The organism is Pseudooceanicola sp. HF7 (assembly GCF_011806405.1).
Lineage (GTDB): Bacteria > Pseudomonadota > Alphaproteobacteria > Rhodobacterales > Rhodobacteraceae > Pseudooceanicola.
The window spans coordinates 12766-33391 of record NZ_JAATOW010000006.1 but is presented as its reverse complement, the minus strand read 5'-3'; the positions used below and the strand labels follow the sequence as shown (position 1 = coordinate 33391).

Annotated in this window: 17 protein-coding genes and 2 tRNA genes; 10 read left to right on the top strand and 9 right to left on the bottom strand. The window is 62.1% G+C overall.

What is annotated here, in order from left to right:
* Positions 1–132 precede the first annotated feature (132 nt).
* On the bottom strand, positions 133–1218 hold the full coding sequence (locus tag HCZ97_RS04905; RefSeq protein ID WP_167687565.1) for a TRAP transporter substrate-binding protein: 1086 nt from the start codon (positions 1216–1218) through the stop codon (positions 133–135).
* Positions 1219–1444: 226 nt separating this feature from the next.
* On the opposite strand from HCZ97_RS04905, the gene HCZ97_RS04900 reads away from it, so the two are divergent.
* The 4 genes from HCZ97_RS04900 to ilvN all read left to right on the top strand — a co-directional run bounded on the left by HCZ97_RS04900 (position 1445) and on the right by ilvN (position 6341).
* Positions 1445–2878, top strand: a complete 1434-nt coding sequence (locus tag HCZ97_RS04900; RefSeq protein ID WP_167687564.1) for a cache domain-containing protein — start codon at positions 1445–1447, stop codon at positions 2876–2878.
* A complete protein-coding gene (locus HCZ97_RS04895; protein WP_167687563.1) occupies positions 2875–3534 on the top strand; it encodes a response regulator transcription factor in 660 nt (219 codons plus the stop codon). The genes HCZ97_RS04900 and HCZ97_RS04895 overlap by 4 nt, the downstream gene beginning before the upstream one ends.
* 487 nt (positions 3535–4021) lie before the next feature.
* The gene (locus tag HCZ97_RS04890) at positions 4022–5767 is read left to right on the top strand and encodes an acetolactate synthase 3 large subunit (protein ID WP_167687562.1); all 1746 of its coding nucleotides are present in this window, start codon (positions 4022–4024) and stop codon (positions 5765–5767) included.
* A gap of 10 nt (positions 5768–5777) precedes the next feature.
* A complete protein-coding gene (gene ilvN / locus HCZ97_RS04885) occupies positions 5778–6341 on the top strand; it encodes an acetolactate synthase small subunit (RefSeq protein ID WP_167687561.1) in 564 nt (187 codons plus the stop codon).
* Positions 6342–6429: 88 nt separating this feature from the next.
* On the opposite strand, the gene HCZ97_RS04880 is transcribed toward ilvN, so the two are convergent.
* On the bottom strand, positions 6430–6810 hold the full coding sequence (locus HCZ97_RS04880; protein ID WP_167687560.1) for a hypothetical protein: 381 nt from the start codon (positions 6808–6810) through the stop codon (positions 6430–6432).
* A 231-nt stretch (positions 6811–7041) separates the two neighbouring features.
* On the opposite strand from HCZ97_RS04880, the gene HCZ97_RS04875 reads away from it, so the two are divergent.
* A complete protein-coding gene (locus HCZ97_RS04875) occupies positions 7042–7863 on the top strand; it encodes a helix-turn-helix domain-containing protein (RefSeq protein WP_368484323.1) in 822 nt (273 codons plus the stop codon).
* 38 nt (positions 7864–7901) lie between these two features.
* Here HCZ97_RS04875 and HCZ97_RS04870 read toward each other — a convergent pair whose 3' ends face one another.
* Entirely contained in the window at positions 7902–9059 is a 1158-nt protein-coding gene (locus HCZ97_RS04870) for a pyridoxal phosphate-dependent aminotransferase (protein WP_167687559.1), read from the bottom strand.
* 199 nt (positions 9060–9258) lie between these two features.
* Between HCZ97_RS04870 and HCZ97_RS04865 the strand changes: the two genes are divergently transcribed.
* The 3 genes from HCZ97_RS04865 to HCZ97_RS04855 are packed head-to-tail and all read left to right on the top strand — an operon-like array spanning position 9259 to position 12017.
* On the top strand, positions 9259–10473 hold the full coding sequence (locus HCZ97_RS04865; protein ID WP_254871352.1) for a M48 family metalloprotease: 1215 nt from the start codon (positions 9259–9261) through the stop codon (positions 10471–10473).
* Positions 10474–10524: 51 nt separating this feature from the next.
* Entirely contained in the window at positions 10525–11295 is a 771-nt protein-coding gene (locus HCZ97_RS04860; RefSeq protein ID WP_167687557.1) for a DsbA family protein, read from the top strand.
* Positions 11292–12017 (top strand): hypothetical protein, encoded by a 726-nt coding sequence (locus tag HCZ97_RS04855; RefSeq protein ID WP_167687556.1) that lies wholly within the window; start codon positions 11292–11294, stop codon positions 12015–12017. Before HCZ97_RS04860 ends, HCZ97_RS04855 begins: the two co-directional genes overlap by 4 nt.
* Here HCZ97_RS04855 and ispG read toward each other — a convergent pair whose 3' ends face one another.
* The 3 genes from ispG to hemA form a co-directional block, all read right to left on the bottom strand.
* Positions 12018–13148, bottom strand: a complete 1131-nt coding sequence (gene ispG / locus HCZ97_RS04850; RefSeq protein WP_167687555.1) for a flavodoxin-dependent (E)-4-hydroxy-3-methylbut-2-enyl-diphosphate synthase — start codon at positions 13146–13148, stop codon at positions 12018–12020. It lies immediately after the preceding gene.
* Between the two features lie 121 nt (positions 13149–13269).
* Positions 13270–14421 carry a helix-turn-helix domain-containing protein gene (locus HCZ97_RS04845; RefSeq protein ID WP_254871351.1) on the bottom strand — a complete coding sequence of 384 codons (1152 nt, stop codon included), beginning with the start codon at positions 14419–14421 and terminating at the stop codon, positions 13270–13272.
* 528 nt (positions 14422–14949) lie between these two features.
* Positions 14950–16173, bottom strand: coding sequence for a 5-aminolevulinate synthase (hemA, locus tag HCZ97_RS04840; RefSeq protein ID WP_167687553.1), 1224 nt, complete (start codon positions 16171–16173; stop codon positions 14950–14952).
* Between the two features lie 556 nt (positions 16174–16729).
* Here hemA and HCZ97_RS04835 point away from each other — a divergent pair.
* Together HCZ97_RS04835 and HCZ97_RS04830 are read left to right on the top strand one after the other, a co-directional pair.
* Positions 16730–18118, top strand: a complete 1389-nt coding sequence (locus HCZ97_RS04835; protein ID WP_167687552.1) for a M20/M25/M40 family metallo-hydrolase — start codon at positions 16730–16732, stop codon at positions 18116–18118.
* A 36-nt stretch (positions 18119–18154) separates the two neighbouring features.
* Positions 18155–18562: a hypothetical protein gene (locus HCZ97_RS04830; protein WP_167687551.1), complete on the top strand. Its 408-nt coding sequence runs from the start codon at positions 18155–18157 to the stop codon at positions 18560–18562.
* 57 nt (positions 18563–18619) lie between these two features.
* Here the strand turns inward: HCZ97_RS04830 and HCZ97_RS04825 are convergent.
* The 3 genes from HCZ97_RS04825 to HCZ97_RS04815 all read right to left on the bottom strand — a co-directional run bounded on the left by HCZ97_RS04825 (position 18620) and on the right by HCZ97_RS04815 (position 20552).
* A tRNA-Asp gene (locus tag HCZ97_RS04825) sits at positions 18620–18696 on the bottom strand.
* Between the two features lie 284 nt (positions 18697–18980).
* Positions 18981–19057: transfer RNA gene (locus tag HCZ97_RS04820), tRNA-Asp, on the bottom strand.
* A 349-nt stretch (positions 19058–19406) separates the two neighbouring features.
* Positions 19407–20552, bottom strand: a complete 1146-nt coding sequence (locus tag HCZ97_RS04815) for a 5-methyltetrahydropteroyltriglutamate--homocysteine S-methyltransferase (protein ID WP_167687550.1) — start codon at positions 20550–20552, stop codon at positions 19407–19409.
* Positions 20553–20626: the final 74 nt, after the last annotated feature.

Sequence of the window (20626 nt, the reverse complement as noted above, 5' to 3'; positions counted from 1 at the left end):
GGCTTTCCGGCGGGACCCTACGTCAAGGATCCGAATCCCTCTGGGCCGTTCACAGCCCCTGCGCCACGCGGAAATGAAAAGGGCCGCGCCGTCTTGCGACAGCGCGGCCCCCTTTTCATGTCGCGGTTCGGCTCAGCCGCCGCGGATGCGGTTGCGCTGACGGGAGTATTCGCCATCGGACTGGGAAATCCAGTCAGAGGTCTGTGCCAGCGAGGCATCGTAGTTGGCGCGGATGCCGGCATAGAGATCGTCATCCATGAAGCCGTCCATGACCTCGTCCACGGCCACGCTGAAGGCATCCCAGATCTCGTCGGAGAACTGGCGCAGCTGGGTGCCGCCCTGGCGCAGACGCTGCAGCGCCGGGCCGTTGTTGGCGATGAACAGCGCGTAGTTGGCCTGGTGTGCCTCGGCTGCGGCGATCTTGATGATCTGCTGCTGGCCGGGGGTCAGCCCTTCGTAGACGGACAGGTTGGTCGCCACGGAGATGGCCGCGCCCGGCTCGTGGAAGGAGGCGGGGTAGTAATAATCGCAGACTTCCTGCAGGCCCAGCTTCTCGTCCGACCAGGGGCCGATCCACTCGGTCCCGTCCAACGCGCCGGTGGACAGCGCCTGGTAGATCTCGCCGCCCGGCAGAACCTGGATGGAGGCGCCCAGCTTGGACAGTGCCTCTGCGCCGAAGCCCGGCATGCGGAACTTCAGACCCTTGAAGTCATCCACCGTCTCGATCGGCTTGCGGAACCAGCCGCCGCCCTGGCTGGCGGTCTGACCGACAAGGAAGCTCTTGAGGCCGAAGATCTCGCCCAGCATGTGGTGATCTTCCATGCCCTTGCCGGCATAATACCAAGTCATGATCTCGGGCGCGGTCATGCCGAAGGGCACGCCGGTGAAGAAGGCAAAGGCCGGGTGCTGACCGACGAAGTAGTAATCGGCACCGTGGTACATGTCCGCCTGGCCGGCGGCGACGGCATCGAAAATCTCAAGCGCGCCAACCAGTTCACCGGCGGCCTTCACGTCCACGGTCATCTGGCCTTCGGACATGGCCGCGACGTTGTCGGCAAAGCGCACGGCGCTGTCCCAGACGCCCGCCAGGCCACGGGGCCACATGGTGACCATGGTCAGCTTGACCTGGCCCTGGGCGATCGCGGGCGCCGCCAGCGAGCTTGCCGCCGCGGCGGACCCGCCAATGGCGGACGTTTTCAGGAAGGAACGGCGATCCATTTGTCTCTCCTTACGGATGCCGGAGAAGCCGGCAGGGATTGAAATCGCGCGGAACCTATAGGCGTGCTATCGCGGGGGAAACCGCAAAGATGTCGGCAAACCCGGCCCATCCGTAACTTCCTTGCGCGTTTCTCCCGCATACGATGACTGACCTTTCACCCCTGCAATCTGGCGGTGAACCCGTTGCAATTGTGGGAATCGACGCGCCCTTCTATCATGGGCCGCCATGCGACCGTTCTTGTCCCGATTCAATTTCAGCTACGGGCAGAAGCTCTTTCTGCTTGCGACCCTGCCGCTGATCCTGGCGGTGGGCGCGATTTCCGCATTGGTGGCCGACCAGTCCCGCGCCCTGGCGGAGCGCGAGATTGCCACGCTTGAACGGCAGATGATCGAGGCCAAGAAGGCCGAGCTGCGCAATTACGTCACCCAGGCCAAGAACGGGTTCAACTATATATACGGGATGGCCGGGCCAGATGACCTGAAGGCGCAGGAACACGTGAAGCAGATCCTGTCCGCCATGACCTACGGCGATGAGGGCTTCTTCTTTGTCTATGACTACGACGGCACCAACCTGGTCTCTCCGCGCCAGACGGACATGATCAACCGCAACTGGTGGGATCTGGAGGACGGCGACGGGCGCAAGGTCGTGCAGGAGTTCATCGGCACCGCCTGGGAGGGCACGGGCTATGTCGCCCACCTCTGGCCCAAGCCGCAGAGCGGCGAGGAAGCCATGATGGTCTCTTACGTTGCACCGCTGCATTCCTGGAAATGGGTCATGGGCACAGGGGTTTTCATCGATGACGTCCTGGAAACCACCGCCGCCGCCCGCGCGGACGTGGAAGCCCGCGTGCGCCAGACCTTCCTGTATATCGGCGGCATCACGGCCGGCGCGCTTTTCCTGGTCTTCGGCTCCGGCCTGCTGATCAACATCCGCGAACGGCGCCTGGCGGATGCCAAGCTGAAGGAACTCACGCAGCGGGTTTTCGATACCCAGGAAGAAGAACGCGGCCGCGTCGCACGCGAGCTGCATGACGGGATTTCCCAGCTGCTGGTGGGCGTGCGCTACGCGCTGGATTCCGCCCGCCGCCGGTTGGACGCGGGCGATGCGCGCGCCGGTGAAACGTTGGACCGCGGGATGGAGGGCCTGGGCAATGCCATCCAGGAGGTCCGCCGCATCTCCCGCGACCTGCGGCCCGGCGTTCTGGATGACCTTGGCCTTGGGCCGGCGGTTAAGGCATTGGTTGAAGACTTCGGCGCAAGGACCGGAATTGAAACGGAATTTGCCACAGCCGTCTTCCGAAACCGGCTGGATACGGATGTGAAGATCTCTCTTTACCGTATCGCGCAGGAGGCACTGACCAATGTCGAACGCCATTCCGGCGCAACCCATGTCGCGATCGAGATCCGGGGCCATCTGACCGGCGCGATGATGCGCATTTCCGACAACGGCCACGGGATGCGCAGCAGTGAACCCACGGTCACCCACGGCATCGGCCTGCGCAACATGCAGGAACGGGCCGAGCAGATGGAGGGCACCCTGCGTGTCCTGTCCTCTCGGTCCGGCACGGTGATCGAGGTGCAGGTGCCCCTGTCCAAGATCAAGGACCCCAAGGGGATCGGCCAGCAAGGTGACCAGACCATCGGACAGGAGAGCGCATGACCACCAATCCGCAGCCCGACACAGCCCCCATTCGGGTCGCCATCGTGGATGATCACCCCATGGTCGCCGAGGGGATCGAGGCGATCCTGGACAGCTTCCCAGACCTTGAGGTCGTGGGCACCTACGGCACCGGCCCCGATATCATCGAGGCCGTCCAGACGATCCTTCCCGATGTGGTGCTTCTGGATCTCAACATGCCCGGCATGAACGGCCTGACGACCTGCGAGATCCTGCTGGAGAACCACCCCGATCTGAAGATCCTGATCCTGTCGATGCATGACAGCGCCGAGTATATCTCTACCGCGCTGGATCACGGGGCGCAGGGCTACGTGCTAAAAGACGTGCCCACCGATGAGATCAAGCGCGCCATCGATGCGGTCATGTCGGGCTTGCGTTACCTTTGCACCGGCGCGCAGGGCTCCCTGGCACCGCAGGCCAAGCCGTCGCATCTGACCAACCGGGAGCAGACGATCCTGCTGCAACTGGCCCAGGGCAAGAGCAACAAGGAGGTGGCGCTGGCGCTGGATATCTCCGTGCGCACGGTCGAGACCCACCGCAAGAACATCAAGGCAAAGCTGGGCATCTCTTCCACCGCGGGGCTGACGCGTTACGCACTGGAGCACGGCGTGTTGCAAGGCACCGGCAAGGACTTCTGACGACCGCCCCTGCCCGGAAGCCCTGCATTCGACGCCGTTCCAGGGGCTTTCCTCCCCCTTTCCCGATCAGTGCAAACTCATCGTCCGCGCGGCCACGGTAGCTGCGCGGCGGTCCCTTTGCCAAAAGTGAGTCCCTTCTGGCGGGGGTCAAATGACCGAGCAAACGTCTTTCGACAACATTTTGGCCGTCCAGCGCAACATTTGGAAAGATTTTTTCACCACCGGGACATTTTCAGCTTGGAATAGCGGTTGACCTCTGTGTTTTCAGCCCATATCAAACCGATCAGTGAATAGAACCCTCAGGATCGGCTTCTGAAATGACCAAGCTAGTCGTCATCGTAGGAGAAAGGCGCATGGGCCGGTAACACCGGACACCCTAACAGGACCCCATGCGCCCCCGGAAAACCAACCGGGGGTTTTTTATTTGCCAGGACAAATTTTGTCAGGAGAGGCCGCAAGAGGTGCGGCGCGATACGGAGACACGAAGATGGCACGTCAGATGACAGGTGCGCAAATGGTGGTTCAAGCTTTGAAGGATCAGGGCGTGGACACGGTATTCGGCTATCCGGGCGGCGCCGTCCTGCCGATCTATGACGAGATCTTTCAGCAGAACGAGATTAATCACGTCCTGGTGCGCCACGAACAGGGCGCAGTCCACGCGGCAGAGGGCTATGCCCGCTCCACCGGCAAGCCCGGCGTCGTACTGGTGACCTCTGGTCCCGGTGCCACCAACGCGGTGACCGGCCTTACCGATGCGCTTCTGGATTCCATCCCGCTGGTTGTTCTGACCGGCCAGGTCGCCACCTTCCTGATCGGCACGGATGGCTTCCAGGAAGCCGATACCGTGGGCATCACCCGCCCCTGCACCAAGCACAACTGGCTGGTGAAGGACACTGACAAGCTGGCGGACACGATCCACCAGGCCTTCCACGTGGCGACATCGGGTCGGCCCGGCCCGGTGCTGATCGACATTCCCAAGGACGTGCAGTTCGCGGAGGCCGGTTACATCGAACCGCAGAAGGCGCGCACCTCTCACTACCAGCCGAAGATGAAGGCGGATATCGAGTCGATCAACGACCTGGTCTCTCTCATCGAGAAGGCAGAGCGCCCGGTGTTCTATACCGGCGGCGGCGTGATCAACTCCGGCCCGGCAGCCAGCCAGCTTCTGACGGAGCTGGTGGAAGGCACCGGCATTCCGATCACCTCGACCCTGATGGGGCTTGGCGCCTATCCCGCCTCCGGCAAGAACTGGCTGGGGATGCTGGGGATGCATGGCCTTTACGAGGCCAACATGGCGATGCACGGCTGTGACCTGATGATCAACGTCGGCGCGCGTTTCGATGACCGCATCACCGGCAAGGTCGACGAGTTCTCGCCCGGGTCGCACAAGGTGCATATCGACATCGACCCCTCCTCCATCAACAAGATCATCCGGGTGGACCTGCCGATCATCGGCGACGTGGCCCATGTTCTTGAGGATGTGCTGAAGGTCTGGAAGAGCCGTGGCCGCAAGACCAATGCGCCGGCTGTTGCCAAGTGGTGGGAACAGATCGGCGAATGGCGCGCAATCAACTGCCTGAGCTACAAGAACTCCGACAAGGTCATCAAACCGCAATACGCGTTGCAGCGTCTTGAGGCCCTGACCAAGAACCATGACCGCTACATCACGACAGAGGTCGGCCAGCACCAAATGTGGGCGGCGCAGTTCCTGGGCTTCGAGGCCCCCAACCGCTGGATGACCTCTGGTGGACTTGGCACCATGGGCTACGGCTTCCCCGCCTCCATCGGCGTCCAGATGGCGCACCGCGATGCGCTGGTCATCAACGTGGCCGGCGAAGCCTCCTGGCTGATGAACATGCAGGAGATGGGCACGGCCGTGCAGTTCAACCTGCCGGTGAAGCAGTTCATCCTGAACAACGAACGCCTTGGCATGGTGCGCCAGTGGCAGGAGCTGATGCATGGCGAGCGGTATTCCCATTCCTGGTCCGAGAGCCTGCCCGACTTCGTGAAGCTGGCAGAGGCGTTCGGCGCCAAGGGCATCCTGTGCAAGGACCCTGCCGACCTGGACGACGCAATCATGGAAATGATCAACCACGACGGCCCGGTGATCTTCGACTGCCTCGTCGAGAAGCATGAGAACTGCTTCCCGATGATCCCGTCGGGCAAGGCCCATAACGAGATCCTGCTGGGTGCGGAGGCTGCGGCCTTCTCCGGCGGCGGCGCCCTGGTTTAAGGAAGTGAACATGTCCCCTCTGAAGATTGAAAAAGGCGCCTCCAGCCATTCCGTCTATGCCCTACGCGATCCCCATTCGGAGATCGTGGAAAAGCACACCCTGGCCGTTCTGGTTGAGAACGAACCGGGCGTGCTGGCCCGCGTGATCGGCCTGTTCTCCGGTCGTGGGTACAACATCGAAAGCCTGACGGTGGCAGAGGTGGATCACACCGGCCACCGGTCGCGCATCACGATCGTCACTACCGGCACGCCTGCGGTCATCGATCAGATCAAGGCCCAGCTGGGCCGGATCGTGCCCGTGCACCAGGTCCATGATCTGACCGTGGAAGGCCCGGCCGTGGAACGGGAGCTGGCGCTTCTGAAAGTGGCCAACGATGGCGAAAAGCGCGTCGAGGCGCTGCGCCTTGCAGATATCTTCCGCGCCAAGGTGGTGGACAGCACCCTGTCGAGCTTCGTGTTCGAACTGACCGGCACGCCGGAGAAGATTGACGCGTTTGCAGAGCTGATGCGCCCGCTGGGTCTTAGCGAGCTGGCCCGCACCGGCGTCGCGGCGCTGAAGCGCGGCGAGCTCTGACGCCACTGAGCGGCCAGCTTCGGCCATCAAGAATCGAAAAGGGCCGCCGGAACACTCCGGCGGCCCTTTTCCTCGAATGAAACAGCGCTTAGGTCATGCGAAGACGCCGCGCGACGCGGTCTCGTGTCTTCACGCTGTTCGGAAATTGGATGACAGCGCCGCTATTGGCAGCGACTTGGTTTCCACCGTGCCGCTTGATCGGCTCTGCCTGACGCGTCTTGCCCGCTTCCTTCAGCCGTGCCGCCAGGCTTGGATAATGCTCTTGCGCGATGAGCCGGGGGTTTTCGACCAAGCGCATTTCACCGAATTCGGAGACATCGAACTGCAGGAGGTCCCCCTGTTCGAGAGAGGGTTCATCCTGTGCGCGACCGCCTGATTTGGACCTGAAAAACGCAAGATCGCCCTGATCTTCACACCAGATGACCGCGGTGTTTTCGTCGCCAGATCTCCACAGCACGATGCCGAACATGCATATCCCCGTCGCAGGTAAGACTATTTGCGATTGAGGATGGTTCAAAATGCGCGTTTTGGACATGTCCGTTTGCAGGTCCGCCTGACTGAATTTGTGTCGCTTTTCTTCCGGCTTGACGTTATATAGGATCAAACATGACGTCAAATAGCATCAAGCCGTGAAATTCCAACGCGCTTGAGACCCGGCAGGCCCCAGACCTGTCGCAGGATCGAGATAGGAGTAAGGCAAGTGCCAACGACCAGTCCGGCAGGCGATCAGGGCGACCTGAAACCTGTAGAGATCAGGAACATCTTCGGCGCCAACCTGCGCCAGCTTGCCACCACCTACCCCTCTGTCGCGGGGCTTTGTCGCGATCTCGGGATCAACCGCACCCAGTTCAACCGCTACCTTTCCGGAGAGAGCTTCCCCCGCCCAGACGTGCTGCACCGGATTTGCCAGTTCTTCGGAACCGACGCGCGCATCCTTCTGGAGCCGGTCGATCAGCTGCGCACCGGCGGCGAAGGGATCCTGAGCCACCCTGAAATCGCCCCCTTCCTTGGCCGGAATTCGACGGAATTCGACCCTGCCCTGCTGCCCTCCGGGTTCTTCCGCTTCTCGCGCCTGAGCTTCGTGGATTCCACGATGGCGGTGATGGGCCTGGTCTATGTCTATCGCAAGGACGGCTTCACCTTCGTGCGCGGCTACGAGGCGCGCGAAGCGATGCGCCAGCAAGGCATGGCGCTGGATGGCGCCAGCCGGGAGTTCCGAGGGATCTTCCTGGCGCAGGAACAGGGCGTTGCTGCGCTTATCGCGCGTCGGGGTGCTGCCACCTGTTCTTTCAACTTCCTGTCACCCGTCGCCGCCTTCGACAACAATTTCTGGGAAGGCTACGTGACCCGCACGATCCGCGAGGCCATCAGTGGGCCGCGCGCATCACGCATGGTCTATGAGCTTCTCCCGCGTAACAGCCGAGCCATCCTAGAAGCAGCGCGCTCAACGGGGCTGGTCGGACTGGACCAACTGCCGCCATTCCACCGTCGCCTGTTGCGGCTGAACCACCCGTTCAGCTGAACCTGCCGCTAAGCCGGGCCGGGCAAACCGGCCCTGCCTCAGACCTTTTCGGCGGCGTGCTCTGCCATGAACAGCTTGAGGCGGCGCAGGCCTTCTTCGATCTCTTCCGTGGGTCCAGCATAGGAAAAGCGCAGGGTGCCGACCCCGCGGGCCTTGTCGAAATCCAGCCCGGGCGTCACGGCCACGCCGGCCTGCTCCAGGATCTGGCGCGCGAAAAGACGCGAATCCTCTGTCAGCTCACTGACATCAGCGTAAAGGTAGAAGCCCCCGTCCGGCGGGGCGATCCGACTGAAGCCGGCCTTGGGCAGCTGTTCCAGCATCAGCGCCCGATTGCGGGCGTAGACGGCCAGGTTGGCATCCAGCTCTTTCTGGCAGTCCATCGCGGCGCAGGCGGCCACCTGAGAGGCGGTGGGCGCACAGATGAACATGTGCTGGGCAATACGTTCGACCCGGCGGACATGGTCCTCGGGCACGACCATCCATCCCACGCGCCACCCCGTCATGGAGAAGTACTTGGAGAAGGAGTTGATCACATAGGCCTGGTCGGAGATCTCAAGCGCAGACACCGCGCGATCTTCGTAGTGCAGCCCGTGGTAGATCTCATCCGAGATGAAATTGATGTCCTCGTCCGCGGCCGCTTCCATCAGCTTGGTCAGCGCCGGGCGCGACAGCATCGTGCCCGAAGGGTTCCCGGGCGAGGCCACCATCAGGCCATCCAGCCCCTGCCCCCGGATATCGGAAGGTTGCGGCTGGTAACGGGCATCGGGGCTGGTTTGCAGAACGACGGGCTCCAGGTCCGTGGCCTTCAGAAGCTGCAAATAGGACGGGTAGCCGGGCGCGCCAATACCAACGCGGGCCCCCGCATCGAACAGCGATGCGAAGGTCAGAAGAAAGCCGCCCGAAGACCCGGTGGTCACGATGACACGCTCCGGATCCAGGTCAATTCCGTACCATTCGCGGTAGAGCAAGGCGATTCGCTCGCGCAGGTCTCGCATGCCGAGGGTCAGGGAATAGCCAAGGCTGTCCTCCTCCAGCGCGGCATTCAGCGCGCGGCGCGCACCAAGAGGCGCCGGCGTCCCCGGCTGGCCAACTTCCATATGAACGATGTGACGACCTTCCGCTTCCAGTTCTGCAGCCCGCGTCATGACATCCATCACAATGAAGGGATCGATATCTCCGCGGCTTGAAACTCTCATACTCTTCTCCGAGACTGGCTGCGTGATAAGGTGCTTTCAACAGGCTGGGCAGCGTAGGTCAATGGCGGGAGGGGTCCTCAAGGGGGGTAATCTGGTGCGCCTGCGCACAGTTTTTGCGTTTGCACTGGTTTTACTCGCCCTTCCTGCACAGGCGTTAACAATCCTGCGCGATCCGGATATCGAGTATTCCCTCAACAAAATGGCCCGCCCGGTGCTTCAGGCCGCCGGGCTTCCGGCCAATCTGAAGATCCTGGTGGTGCGGGACGGCAGTCTGAATGCCTTCGTGGTGGATCCGAATGCGATCTACATCCACTCCGGGCTGATCGAGCGCACCTCCACCCCCTCTGAGCTTCAGTTCGTCATTGCGCATGAGGCCGCGCATATCGTGAATGGCCACATCACGCGCCGCCGGCTCAACGCGCAACATGCCTCTCGCGTGGCGCGCCTGGGCATGGCGCTGGCCGCTGCCGGAGCCGTGGCCACGGGGCAGACCGCAATGGCCGCCGCGGGTCTTGGCGTGGCCACCTCTGCGCAACGTAGTTTCAATTCCCATACCCAGGCAGAGGAAAGCAGCGCAGACCAGAGTGCCATCCGCTTCATGGCGCTATCTGGGCGCGGTACGCAGGGCGCCTTGGACGTGATGCAGATATTTGCCGGGCAAGAGACCCTGTCCGACAGCCGCCGCGATCCCTATGCGCGCTCCCACCCGATGTCCCGCGATCGTCTGCGCCGCCTGGACTCTCTGGCGCAAAGCTACGGACAAGGCGCTAAGGTCGACACGGCAGAGGATCGGTATTGGTACGAGCGCGCAAAAGGAAAGCTCTCGGCGTTCCTGCGGGCGCCCAAATGGACCCTGCAACGGGCCGCTGAAAGCCCGGCGGCGGACATCGCTTTCATGCGCCGGTCCGTGGCCTACCACCGCCAGTCCGACTGGCAGCGCGCGGTGGCGGAATTGGACCAGGCGATCGCCCTTCGTCCGCAAGACCCCTTCTACCACGAGCTGAAAGGCCAGATCCTGCTGGAAAGCCGCCAGTTCGGCCCGGCAGAGGCTGCCTATCGCAAGGCGTCAGAGTTGTCGCCCTATGATGCGCTGATCCTGGCCTCTCTTGGCCATGCCATGGTTGTCCAGGGTGGGGATGGCCGCCTGCGACAGTCCATCGACGTGTTGGAACGCGCGCGCGCTGCGGATTACCGCAATGGCAGTGTCATGCGCGACCTGGGCTCTGCCTATGCGCAACTTGGGCAGGCGGGCATGGCGGCGCTGTCCGTGGCAGAGTATCATGCGCTATACGGTCGGCTGAACGATGCCGCAATCCAGGCCCGCCGCGCCGCGGGGCTGCTGCAACGCGGCTCGCCCGCTTGGCAGCGCGCCCAGGATGTGGTTGTTGCTGCCAATAACGCCGACAAGAAATGACGCCATTCAGGGCCAGGGCCCTGCAAGGACACGACGCAGAAGGATCCCGACATGCGCATCGCCTCCATCCTGATCCCCGCCGCTCTGGCCGCCGGAGGGCTGGCTGCCGGCCTGGCGCTTGCTCCGCGCCTCGGGTCGTCCGATCTGACGGCCACAGACCGCACCGCCTTCCGCACAGAGGTGCGAAGCTACCTTCTGGACCACCCGGAAGTCATCTTTGAAGCCGTCGATGCGATGAAGGCCAAGGAAGCCGAAGCCTCTGCCGTGGCGGACATCAGCCTGGTGCAGCAGAATGCCGATGCGATCTTCAACGACGGCTTCAGCTGGGTTGGCGGCAATCCCGAGGGCGATATCACCCTGGTGGAGTTCATGGACTACCGCTGTGGCTATTGCCGCAAAGCCTATGAAGAGGTTGAGCAACTGGTGGCCAGCGACGGCAATATCCGGCTTATCCTGAAGGAATTCCCGATCCTTGGCGAAGCCTCCACCGCGGCCTCCCGGCTGGCCATCGCCACGCGACAGGAAGCCGGCGACGATGCCTACAAGGATCTGCATGACGCAATGATGGCCTACACCGGCGGATATGACCAGGTTTCCTCTGCCCGGCTTCTGGAAGGGCTTGGCCTGGATCCCGCGCCCATCCTTGCCCGCGTCTCCAGCGACGAGGTGAGCCAGGAAATCGCGGCCACCAAGGCATTGGCCCAGAAGCTGGGGATCACCGGAACGCCCACCTTCGTGATGTCCGACACCATGCTGCGCGGCTACCTGCCCCTGGCGCAGATGGAGCAGATGGTCGACGGAATCCGCGCCCAGGAAGGATGAGACCGGCAAGCGCCCTTCTTCTGTGCCTGCTGATCGCTCCGGCCACCGCCGGGGCGGCCCCCTGGCTGTCGAAACTCGACACGCCTGAACGGCTGGAACGGGAGCTGTCGCGGCTTTTCGCAGAAGAGCCGGAGCTGATCGGTGAGGCGCTTGATGCGGCCGAAGCTGTACGTGCGGCCGAAGCCCTGCAACCCTTGCAGGATGAGATTTCCGGCGATCTGGCGGCGATCGATGGGGCCGCCGGGCAGGTGTTTGCGCCCTCGCCCGACGGATACGGCCCGAATAAACCCGCCAGCCTGACCCTGTTCACCAAGGCGGGCTGCACGGCATGTCAGCGCGCTGAGCGAGAGTTGAAAGAGCTTGCCGCCAGCAACCCCGACAAACGGTTCGAGGTGCGCGCGCTTGCAGATGGCCTACCTGAGCGGGTTGCCTTGGCCCTGGCAACAATGTCGGGACCGGAGGCCGCTTTGACCTTCCGCACCGAAGCCAGCGCGGAGGATACCCGAGAGACGCTCCTGCCCCTGCTAGTCAAACTTGGCCGTGAAGACGCCCAGGCCGTACTTGAGATGGCCGACAGTTCCGGGATCAGGGACCAGATTGCAGGCCAAGCGAGACTTTACCAAGAGCTCGATCTTGATCAGGCGCCCAGCTACGTGATGCCGGACCGGCTGATCCGCGGACAGATGCCCCTGGTCGTGCTGGAAGGCTACCTGGAAAAGTAGTTACTCGGCCGCCTGAGCAGCCACCGCCCCATCTTCGATTGCCTCGGCACGTTTCTCGACCTCTTCGACGATATGATCGATCATCTGGTCGTTGGACATCTTGTGGCTGGCCTTGCCCGCCAAGTAGACCATGCCAGAGCCGGCGCCACCGCCGGTGAAGCCGACGTCAGTCATCAGTGCCTCGCCCGGCCCGTTTACCACGCATCCGATGATGGACAGGGACATGGGGGTCTTGATGTGCTCCAGCCGCTTTTCAAGCGTCTCCACCGTCCTGATGACGTCGAAGCCCTGGCGCGCGCAGGAGGGGCAGGAAATGATGTTCACGCCGCGATGGCGCAGACCCAAGGATTTCAGGATCTCGTATCCGACCTTCACCTCTTCCACCGGATCGGCAGAGAGGGAGACGCGCAGCGTATCGCCGATGCCCATCCACAGAAGATTGCCCAGCCCGATGGCGCTCTTGATCGTGCCGGCCGTCAGGCCACCGGCCTCGGTGATACCAAGGTGGATCGGCGCGTCCGTCGCCTCTGCCAGCATCTGGTAGGCCGCCGCTGACATGAAGACATCCGATGCCTTCACCGAAATCTTGAATTCGTGAAAATCGTGGTCCTGGAGGATGCGGATGTGGTCCAGCCCACTTTCCACCATCGCGTCGGGACAGGGTTCGCCGTATTTCTCGAGCAGGTGCTTCTCAAGACTGCCGGCGTTCACGCCGATCCTGATGGAGCAGCCATGATCCTTTGCCGCGCGGATCACTTCCGCCACGCGCTTTTCATCGCCGATGTTGCCCGGATTGATCCGCAGGCAGGCGGCCCCTGCTTCGGCAGCCTCGATAGCGCGCTTGTAGTGGAAATGGATATCCGCAACGATCGGCACGGGGCTTTCGCGCACGATCTCTTTCAGCGCTTTCGTGGCGGCCTGGTCGGGCTCTGAAATACGCACGATATCGGCGCCGGCCTCGGCGGCTTGGATCACCTGGGCCAGCGTCGCCTTCACATCCGAGGAATCCGTGTTGGTCATCGTCTGGACGGAAATCGGCGCCCCGCCCCCGACCGGCACGTTGCCCACCATGATCTGGCGGCTCTTGCGGCGGTCAATGTTGCGCCAGGGACGGATGGGATTGTGCGACATGGTAGTTGGCCTTTCGCGGAATGCCTGGCCCTTGGATAACGATCCGCCCGGCGGAACACAATCGCTCCACCGTGCCGATGGCGCGTTCAGATACAGGGGTTAGGATTACAATTCGGTGAGGTCAGTCCGCGATGGGAAGATCGGCTTCCGCAACCGCAACGACACGGGCCGCCTCAGGATCCAGGGTCAGGTCAGCGACCTGGAAGCTGTCCTTCAGCTCTTCAGCCGCAAGCGCGATGTTACGCACGGCGGACGTGCCGCTGCCGGCAGGACCGTAGAGTTCCCCGTCCACCTGGAAGTAGACGGACCCCGACATGCCGGCACGCAGGATCGGCGCCTCTTCGGAATTCGGCAACTGGTAGGTTTCACCCGCATCCATGATCTTCTCAAATATGATGGATCCCTCTGCCGATTGCACGCGCACCCAGGCCGGGCGGACCGCCAGCAGGGAAACACCCGGCTGCGCGGGGGCAACGACCTGCGGGACCGGATTGGCCTCTTCCTGGGTCAGAGCCGCAAGTTCCACGACCGTGTCATCGACGGGCAGCGAAGGGGCGGTCACTTCCGGACCAGCGGCAAAGGTGCCAATCTGGGACGGGTTCAGCATAGAAATCGGCGCATCGCGCGAGACGACGACAGGCACATCAAGCGCCTTGGGGCGATAGAGGCGATCGATCCCCTCAACCTGCGGCACGCCAAGGCCTGCGCTCTGTTCGCCCGAGACCGGATCGTCCATGGTGCGGGTTGCCCCGGCGAGCGGATCGAGATCGGCAAGAACCTCAGGCCGGTTCTCAACCGGGGCGAATTGAACGCGCTGGATCTCGTTCAGCACGGCATAACCGCCATAGGCCAGTCCACCGATCACGGCCAGAAGCACCAGCGCAGAGCCGATGGCAGCCGGTTCGACCCGCGAAAACAGCCGATCACCTTCCGGGATGAAGGGGGTGTTGGGGGCGGTGAAGGGATCACGGGTCAGCCCGCCTGAGGTCAGCGGCTTCTCTTCCTTCTTCGCCTTCTCAGGTTTCGGCTTGGCCTGGAAGGAGCTGCCGTTGGCGGAGGTAAAACCGCTTTCCACGCAGAACTTGTCGAAGGTGTCATCGGGGTCCATCCCGAGGTAGCGGGAGTAAGACCGCACGTAGCCTGCGATGAAACCGGGCGTATCGAAAGCCGCCGGATCACAGTTCTCTATGGCTGCAATGTAATTGGCTTTGATGCGCAACTCGCGTTGCACATCCAGCAGGGATTTACCAAGCGTCGCCCGCTCGCCCCGCATGACGTCTCCGAGCCGAAGCTCGAAATCGTCAAAACTCTTCGGTTTTTCGACCGCCTGATCTCTACCCCGATCCGGCCGTCCCGAACGCCGTGTCATGCCGCTGCCCCATCTGCGATCTTGTAGCTCGATAATCCCCAGATTCGAGCCACCTTCTTTGTTTATAACAAGGTAACACGTTTCAAGGAGAATTGCGGATTTCCGACTGGTTCCCTTGGTGGTTGGGCGCTTAACCGCCAACCAAACTTGCGCTTGACGAATGACTCACCCTTAACTCCACCATAGGGCGAACTGTGAGTTTCATCAAACCCTAACGCGGGAAAACCTATGAGTCGGACGTAAAGAATGCGTAAAAAATGCGGTAATGTCGGGGCAAATTACGCAGACCCTCCCGGTCGATACAACCCGAAACCGACGAAGCGGCGCCAAGACATGGCGCGCGCTTCTTAAAAAGGAAGGCACTTTTAAAAGCGCCTCCCTACCCCGCTCTGCGAAGTCTGGCTGTCGAACCAGCCTGCGTTGCCGCTTCGATCAGCCCGCCAGCTCCTGGCGGTTCAGCGCGCAATGGGACCACAGGGCATCCATTGCCCGGATCAGTTTTTCCATTTCCAGCGGCCCATGAACCGGCGAAGGCGTGAAGCGCAGACGCTCCGTTCCGCGCGGAACGGTTGGGAAATTGATCGGCTGAACGTAGATCCCATGATCTTCCAGCAGCATGTCGGAGAGCATCTTGGTGTGCACCGGGTTGCCCACGATCACCGGCACGATATGGCTTCCGTGATCGATCAGCGGCAGGCCCATGCCCTTCAGGCGGGTCTTGAGGATCCTGGCGTGTTCCTGATGCTTGTCACGGATCGCCTGGTCGCTCTTCAGATGCTTGACGGATGCCGCAGCACCGGCGGCGACAGAGGGCGGCAGCGACGTCGTGAAGATGAAGCCCGGTGCATAGGACCGGATCGCGTCGCACATCTTGGCGGTGGCAGCGATATAGCCGCCCATCACGCCATAGGCCTTGGCCAGGGTGCCGTTCACGATGTCGATGCGATGCGCAAGGCGGTCACGCTCGGTCACGCCACCACCACGCGGGCCGTACATCCCCACGGCGTGCACTTCATCGATATAGGTCAAAGCGCCGAATTCATCGGCGAGGTCGCAGATCTCTTCAATCGGACCGAAATCGCCATCCATCGAATAGACGGACTCAAAGGCGATCAGCTTGGGGGCCTTGGGATCATCCGCTTCCAGCAGCTCGCGCAGATGCGCGACGTCATTGTGACGGAAGATCCGCTTCGCACCGCCGTTGCGGCGCACACCTTCGATCATCGAGGCGTGGTTGAGCGCGTCGGAATAAATGATCAGGCCCGGGAACAGCTTCGGCAGGGTCGAAAGCGTCGCGTCATTGGCGATATAGGCAGAGGTGAAGAGAAGCGCGGCTTCCTTGCCGTGCAGGTCCGCCAGCTCCGCTTCCAGCGCCTTGTGATAGAGCGTGGTGCCGGAGATGTTCCGGGTCCCGCCCGATCCCGCGCCCGTGTCGTCGATCGCCTCATGCATGGCGTTCAGCACAACGGGGTGCTGCCCCATCCCAAGGTAGTCATTACCGCACCAGACCGTAACAGGCGCCTCGGTCCCATCCGGACGGCGCCAGGTCGCGTGGGGAAATTGCCCCTTGTGACGCACGATATCGATGAACGTGCGGTAACGGCCTTCTTCGTGCAATTTGCCGATGGCCTGGTCCAGTTGGGCTTCGTAACTCACGGGCTACCCTCTTCTTGCTTCGTGGTGCCGGGTGCGGGCCATGCGGGTCTAACACCACCTGTCCCGATTTGGAATGACAATAAGAAGTTCCAACCCCACGTCCCACCGTACAAATTGCCGCTCCCCCGCGGCTTTGACACAGATCAAGACATGCACAGCCAAACAGCAGCTCTGAACAGACGCCGTAATTTTCAGCAGCGCTAAACGTTTCCCGCCCTGATTGTCCAGTTCCTACTTTACGAATGGGTTTGGGACAACAATCCTGTCTCATGTATTCAAAGTGAATTTTCCTCGCCTGCTAACTAATACTTTAGGATTACCTGTTCATTTACCCTGCTCTCCTGCGCCCATGTGGCGCGGGGGAGCAGGCCCTCCCTCATCCCCTGTTCCACGTCGATGCAAGGCAGAACGGCTCTCGCTAAACGGGAGATTGGCCGCTTGACTGCCCGCACGTCAATCCCCGGAAAACTTTTCCGTGAGCTGGCCCTCCGCCGCGCTCGGCTGGACACCATGCCTGCCGATGCTACGGTCTCGCCAACAAAGAACAGGAGATCCCATGTCCCTCGATTCCGTCCTCTCTCGTATCGACTCAGACCTTCCGGCCGCGACGGAGCGGTTGTTGGAGCTTCTGCGCATCCCTTCGATCTCCACCGATCCGGCCTACAAGAAAGATTGCCAGACCGCCGCTGACTGGCTGGTGGCGGACTTGGAAAGCCTAGGGGTCAGCGCCACCAAGCGCCCCACCCCTGGCCACCCGATGGTCGTCGGACACGTGGACGGGCCGGACGGCAAGGATGTGCCGCACCTGCTGTTCTACGGACACTACGACGTACAGCCGGTCGATCCGTTGAACCTCTGGGACCGCGATCCCTTCGACCCCGAAGTGCAGGACACCCCCAGCGGCAAAGTGATCCGCGGCCGGGGCGCTGCGGATGACAAGGGCCAGCTCATGACCTTCGTCGAGGCCTGTCGTGCCTGGAAGGCAGAGCACGGCAGCCTGCCCTGCAAGATCACCTTCTTCCTGGAAGGAGAAGAGGAATCGGGGTCGCCCTCCCTCGTGCCGTTCATGAAGGAGAATGCCGAAGAGCTGAAATGCGACCTGGCACTGATCTGCGACACCGGCATGTTCAACCCGACGACTCCCGCCATCGTCACCATGCTGCGCGGCCTGCTGGGCGAAGAGCTGACCATCACCGGCCCCGAAAAGGACCTGCACTCCGGCATGTACGGTGGCATTTCCCGCAATCCGATCCGGGTCCTGTCAAAGGTCATCGCCAACCTGCATGACGAGGACGGCCGTATCACCGTCCCCGGCTTCTACGATGGCGTCCCGGAACTTGATCCGGAGGTGAAAGCGCAGTGGGACAATCTTGATTTCAGCGACGAAGGCTTCCTTGGCGAGGTCGGGCTGAGCGTCCCTGCCGGGGAAAAGGGCCGTTCCGGGCTGGAACAGATCTGGTCCCGCCCAACCTGCGAGGTCAACGGCATCTGGGGTGGCTACACCGGCGAAGGCTTCAAGACCGTGCTGCCCTCCAAGGCCCATGCCAAGATTTCCTTCCGGCTGGTCTTCCAGCAGGACCCGCTGAAGATCCGCGAGAGCTTCCGCGCCTATGTGCAATCCATGCTGCCGGAAGACTGCAAGGTGGAGTTCCACGGACATGGCGCCAGCGCAGCCGGCATCATGGAAACCTCTGCACCCAGCTTCGAACAGGCCCGCCTGGCGCTTTCGGACGAATGGCCCAATGCGGCAGCCTACGTCGGGTGCGGTGGCTCCATCCCGATCGCCGGGCATTTCAAGCGCATTCTCGACATGGACGCGATGCTGATCGGCTTCGGCAACGACGACGACCAGATCCATTCTCCGAACGAGAAATACGATCTTAACGCCTTTCATAAAGGAATGAGAAGCTGGGCCCGTGTGCTTGATGCTCTGACCAGGGGCTGAAGATGACGCCATGGGCCGATCTGAAAGGAGATGCCCATGGCTTTCGACATCGAAGCGGAAATCGCCGCGCGCATCGCGGCACTGGAGGCCGAGCCCCAGGCCTCCACCCCGCTGTCCCAAGTGCGCAGGGAAATCCTGTTCATCCGTGACGCCATCCACACCACAGCCGCCGAACGCAGCGAATCCATGCGCGGCCTTGCGCAGATCGAGGTGGATGGAACGGCCAGCCCGAACAGCAAGGTGGACCGCGGCATCATCCGCTTCCGCCCAAGGTCAGAGCTGAAGCCGCCCTATTTCAAGGAAGCTGACAAGACGATCCGCGTCTGGCTGGACCTGGACCATTTGCAGCATGTGACGCTGCAACTGACCCACCGCAAGAAGTGGCTCTGGATCGGTATCTGGCCGGATGGATATACCTATGCCGATCTTCATTCCCATCCTTAGGACGGGCCCCACAAGGGGGTGAAGAACGCATCTTAACCATTTGTTCTGAAGGGAAAATGGCGCGGTTGACGGGGCTCGAACCCGCGACCCCCGGCGTGACAGGCCGGTACTCTAACCAACTGAGCTACAACCGCGCGTGAGGGGCGGAATAGACCGGGTGGCGCGGGGCGTCAATCCAAAAACTCAGCCCCTGAGCAGCTTTTTCCGCCTGCCCTTGAGTCACTCCAATGGCTGCCCGTTTCACCCCGCCTTGCCACGGTCTTGTGGACAGGATTGGACAAACGTCAGAGCCTTCGTCTTCGAAAAACGCCGGTGATGGTGAGCGGGGCGTCGCGCCCCCGGCGCGCGCGCCGCATCATCCCGCGAAAACGAAAAAGCGCCCAAAGCCAAAAGGCTCGGGCGCTTTTCATTACGGCAGTGGCGCGGTTGACGGGGCTCGAACCCGCGACCCCCGGCGTGACAGGCCGGTACTCTAACCAACTGAGCTACAACCGCGCAGCTGCCGTGGAGCGCGTTCTAGGCTGAGGTCCGTCGAGCGTCAAGCACGATTTTCGCTTTTTCTTACCTTGCCCCAACGTCCCATGGACTAAGTCCGCTTCGGACAAGGAAATGAGCCTTCCAAGGGGCGTAAACTCCGAATCTTCCTCCCCATGCCCATGGCAGAACATCACCGCGCCCTGCCCTTTTCCAATCATTCGGCCACGCCTGCCGCCCCGCCGCTGGAACCGGTGATACGCCACCGCCAACATCGGCCAATAGAAAGAGAAACTCTCGACCACCAGAAGCAGTCAGCCAGGCCTCAGGCGGCCCCATGTACCGCCTGAAGCTTGAAACACATGTGCCCTCAGACCTCGTTCCAGATTGCCTGAGCGGTCTTCACCACCAGTTCAAGCTTGCGCTTCTGGTCTTCCATGGTAACCGCATTGCCATGTTCGGTAGAGGCGAAGCCGCATTGAGGCGCGATGCCCAGTTGGTCCAGGTCGACATACTCTGCGGCCTCATCGAATTTGCCGCGCAGCCAGTCGATGCTTTCCAGCTCCGGCGTCTTCGTCGTGATGAACCCGGCCATGACGCGCTTGTCGCCCTTGGGCAGAAGCCGGAGCGGCTCCAAACCGCCAGCGCGTTCGGTGTCGTATTCCATGAAGTAGACATCAACCGAGGTCTGGTTGAAGATCGCATCCGCCGCGTGATCATAGCCGCCCTCGGCCACGTGAGAGGAGCGGAAGTTGCCCCGGCACATATGCATGCCGATCACCATGTCCTCGGGGCGGTCCTTGATCGCCTCTTCCAGCATCCAGGCGTATTTGCCCACCAGTTCATCAGGGTCCTGCCCCATGGTCCGGCGCTGTTCACGCTGCTTCGGATCCCCCAGGTAGGCAAAGAAGATGTCATCCAACTGCAGGTAGCGGCAGCCAGCGTCGTAGAAGGCCTGCACCGCCTTGCGGTAGGTGGCCGCGATATCGTGGAACAGCTGCTCCGGATCTCGGTAGGGCGCGTGCTCTATATTCTCGGCCTCCATCCGGAAATGGCAGGCGGACGGACCTGGGATGGAGATCTTGGCAATCCCGTCCGCCAGCGTGAGCTGATCGTTCAGGAAAGTGAAGTGTTGCAGCATCGGGTGATCGGCCGGGAAATCCAGCGGCCCGGTCAGATGCGGTTCGATCGGCGGGGTCTTGTGCTCTGTCTTGAAAGGCAGGCTTTTCTGCGATGCCTTCATGTCCAGACCCGTCAGCATTCCCATGAAGTCATAGTGCCAAAACGCGCGCCGCACCTCGCCATCGGTGAAGACATGCAGCCCCGCCTCTCTTTGCAGGGCAACCAGGTCGCGCACGGCCATGTCTTCGACCAGCGTCAGTTCATGGTCGAAAACGCCGCGCTCGCGCAGGGTTTGCACGGGCTCCGGGCGCAGAAGCGAACCCACGTGATCGGCCCGGAACGGGGCCCGGCGCGAGTTGGGGCGGGTGGTGGAAGTCGTATCGAGTGCCGTCATGACAAGTCTCTCGGTTCGGCACGGGCGCTTTGCCTCTGTGCCAGCCACAGGAAGGCGCCCCGCAGATGCCGGGC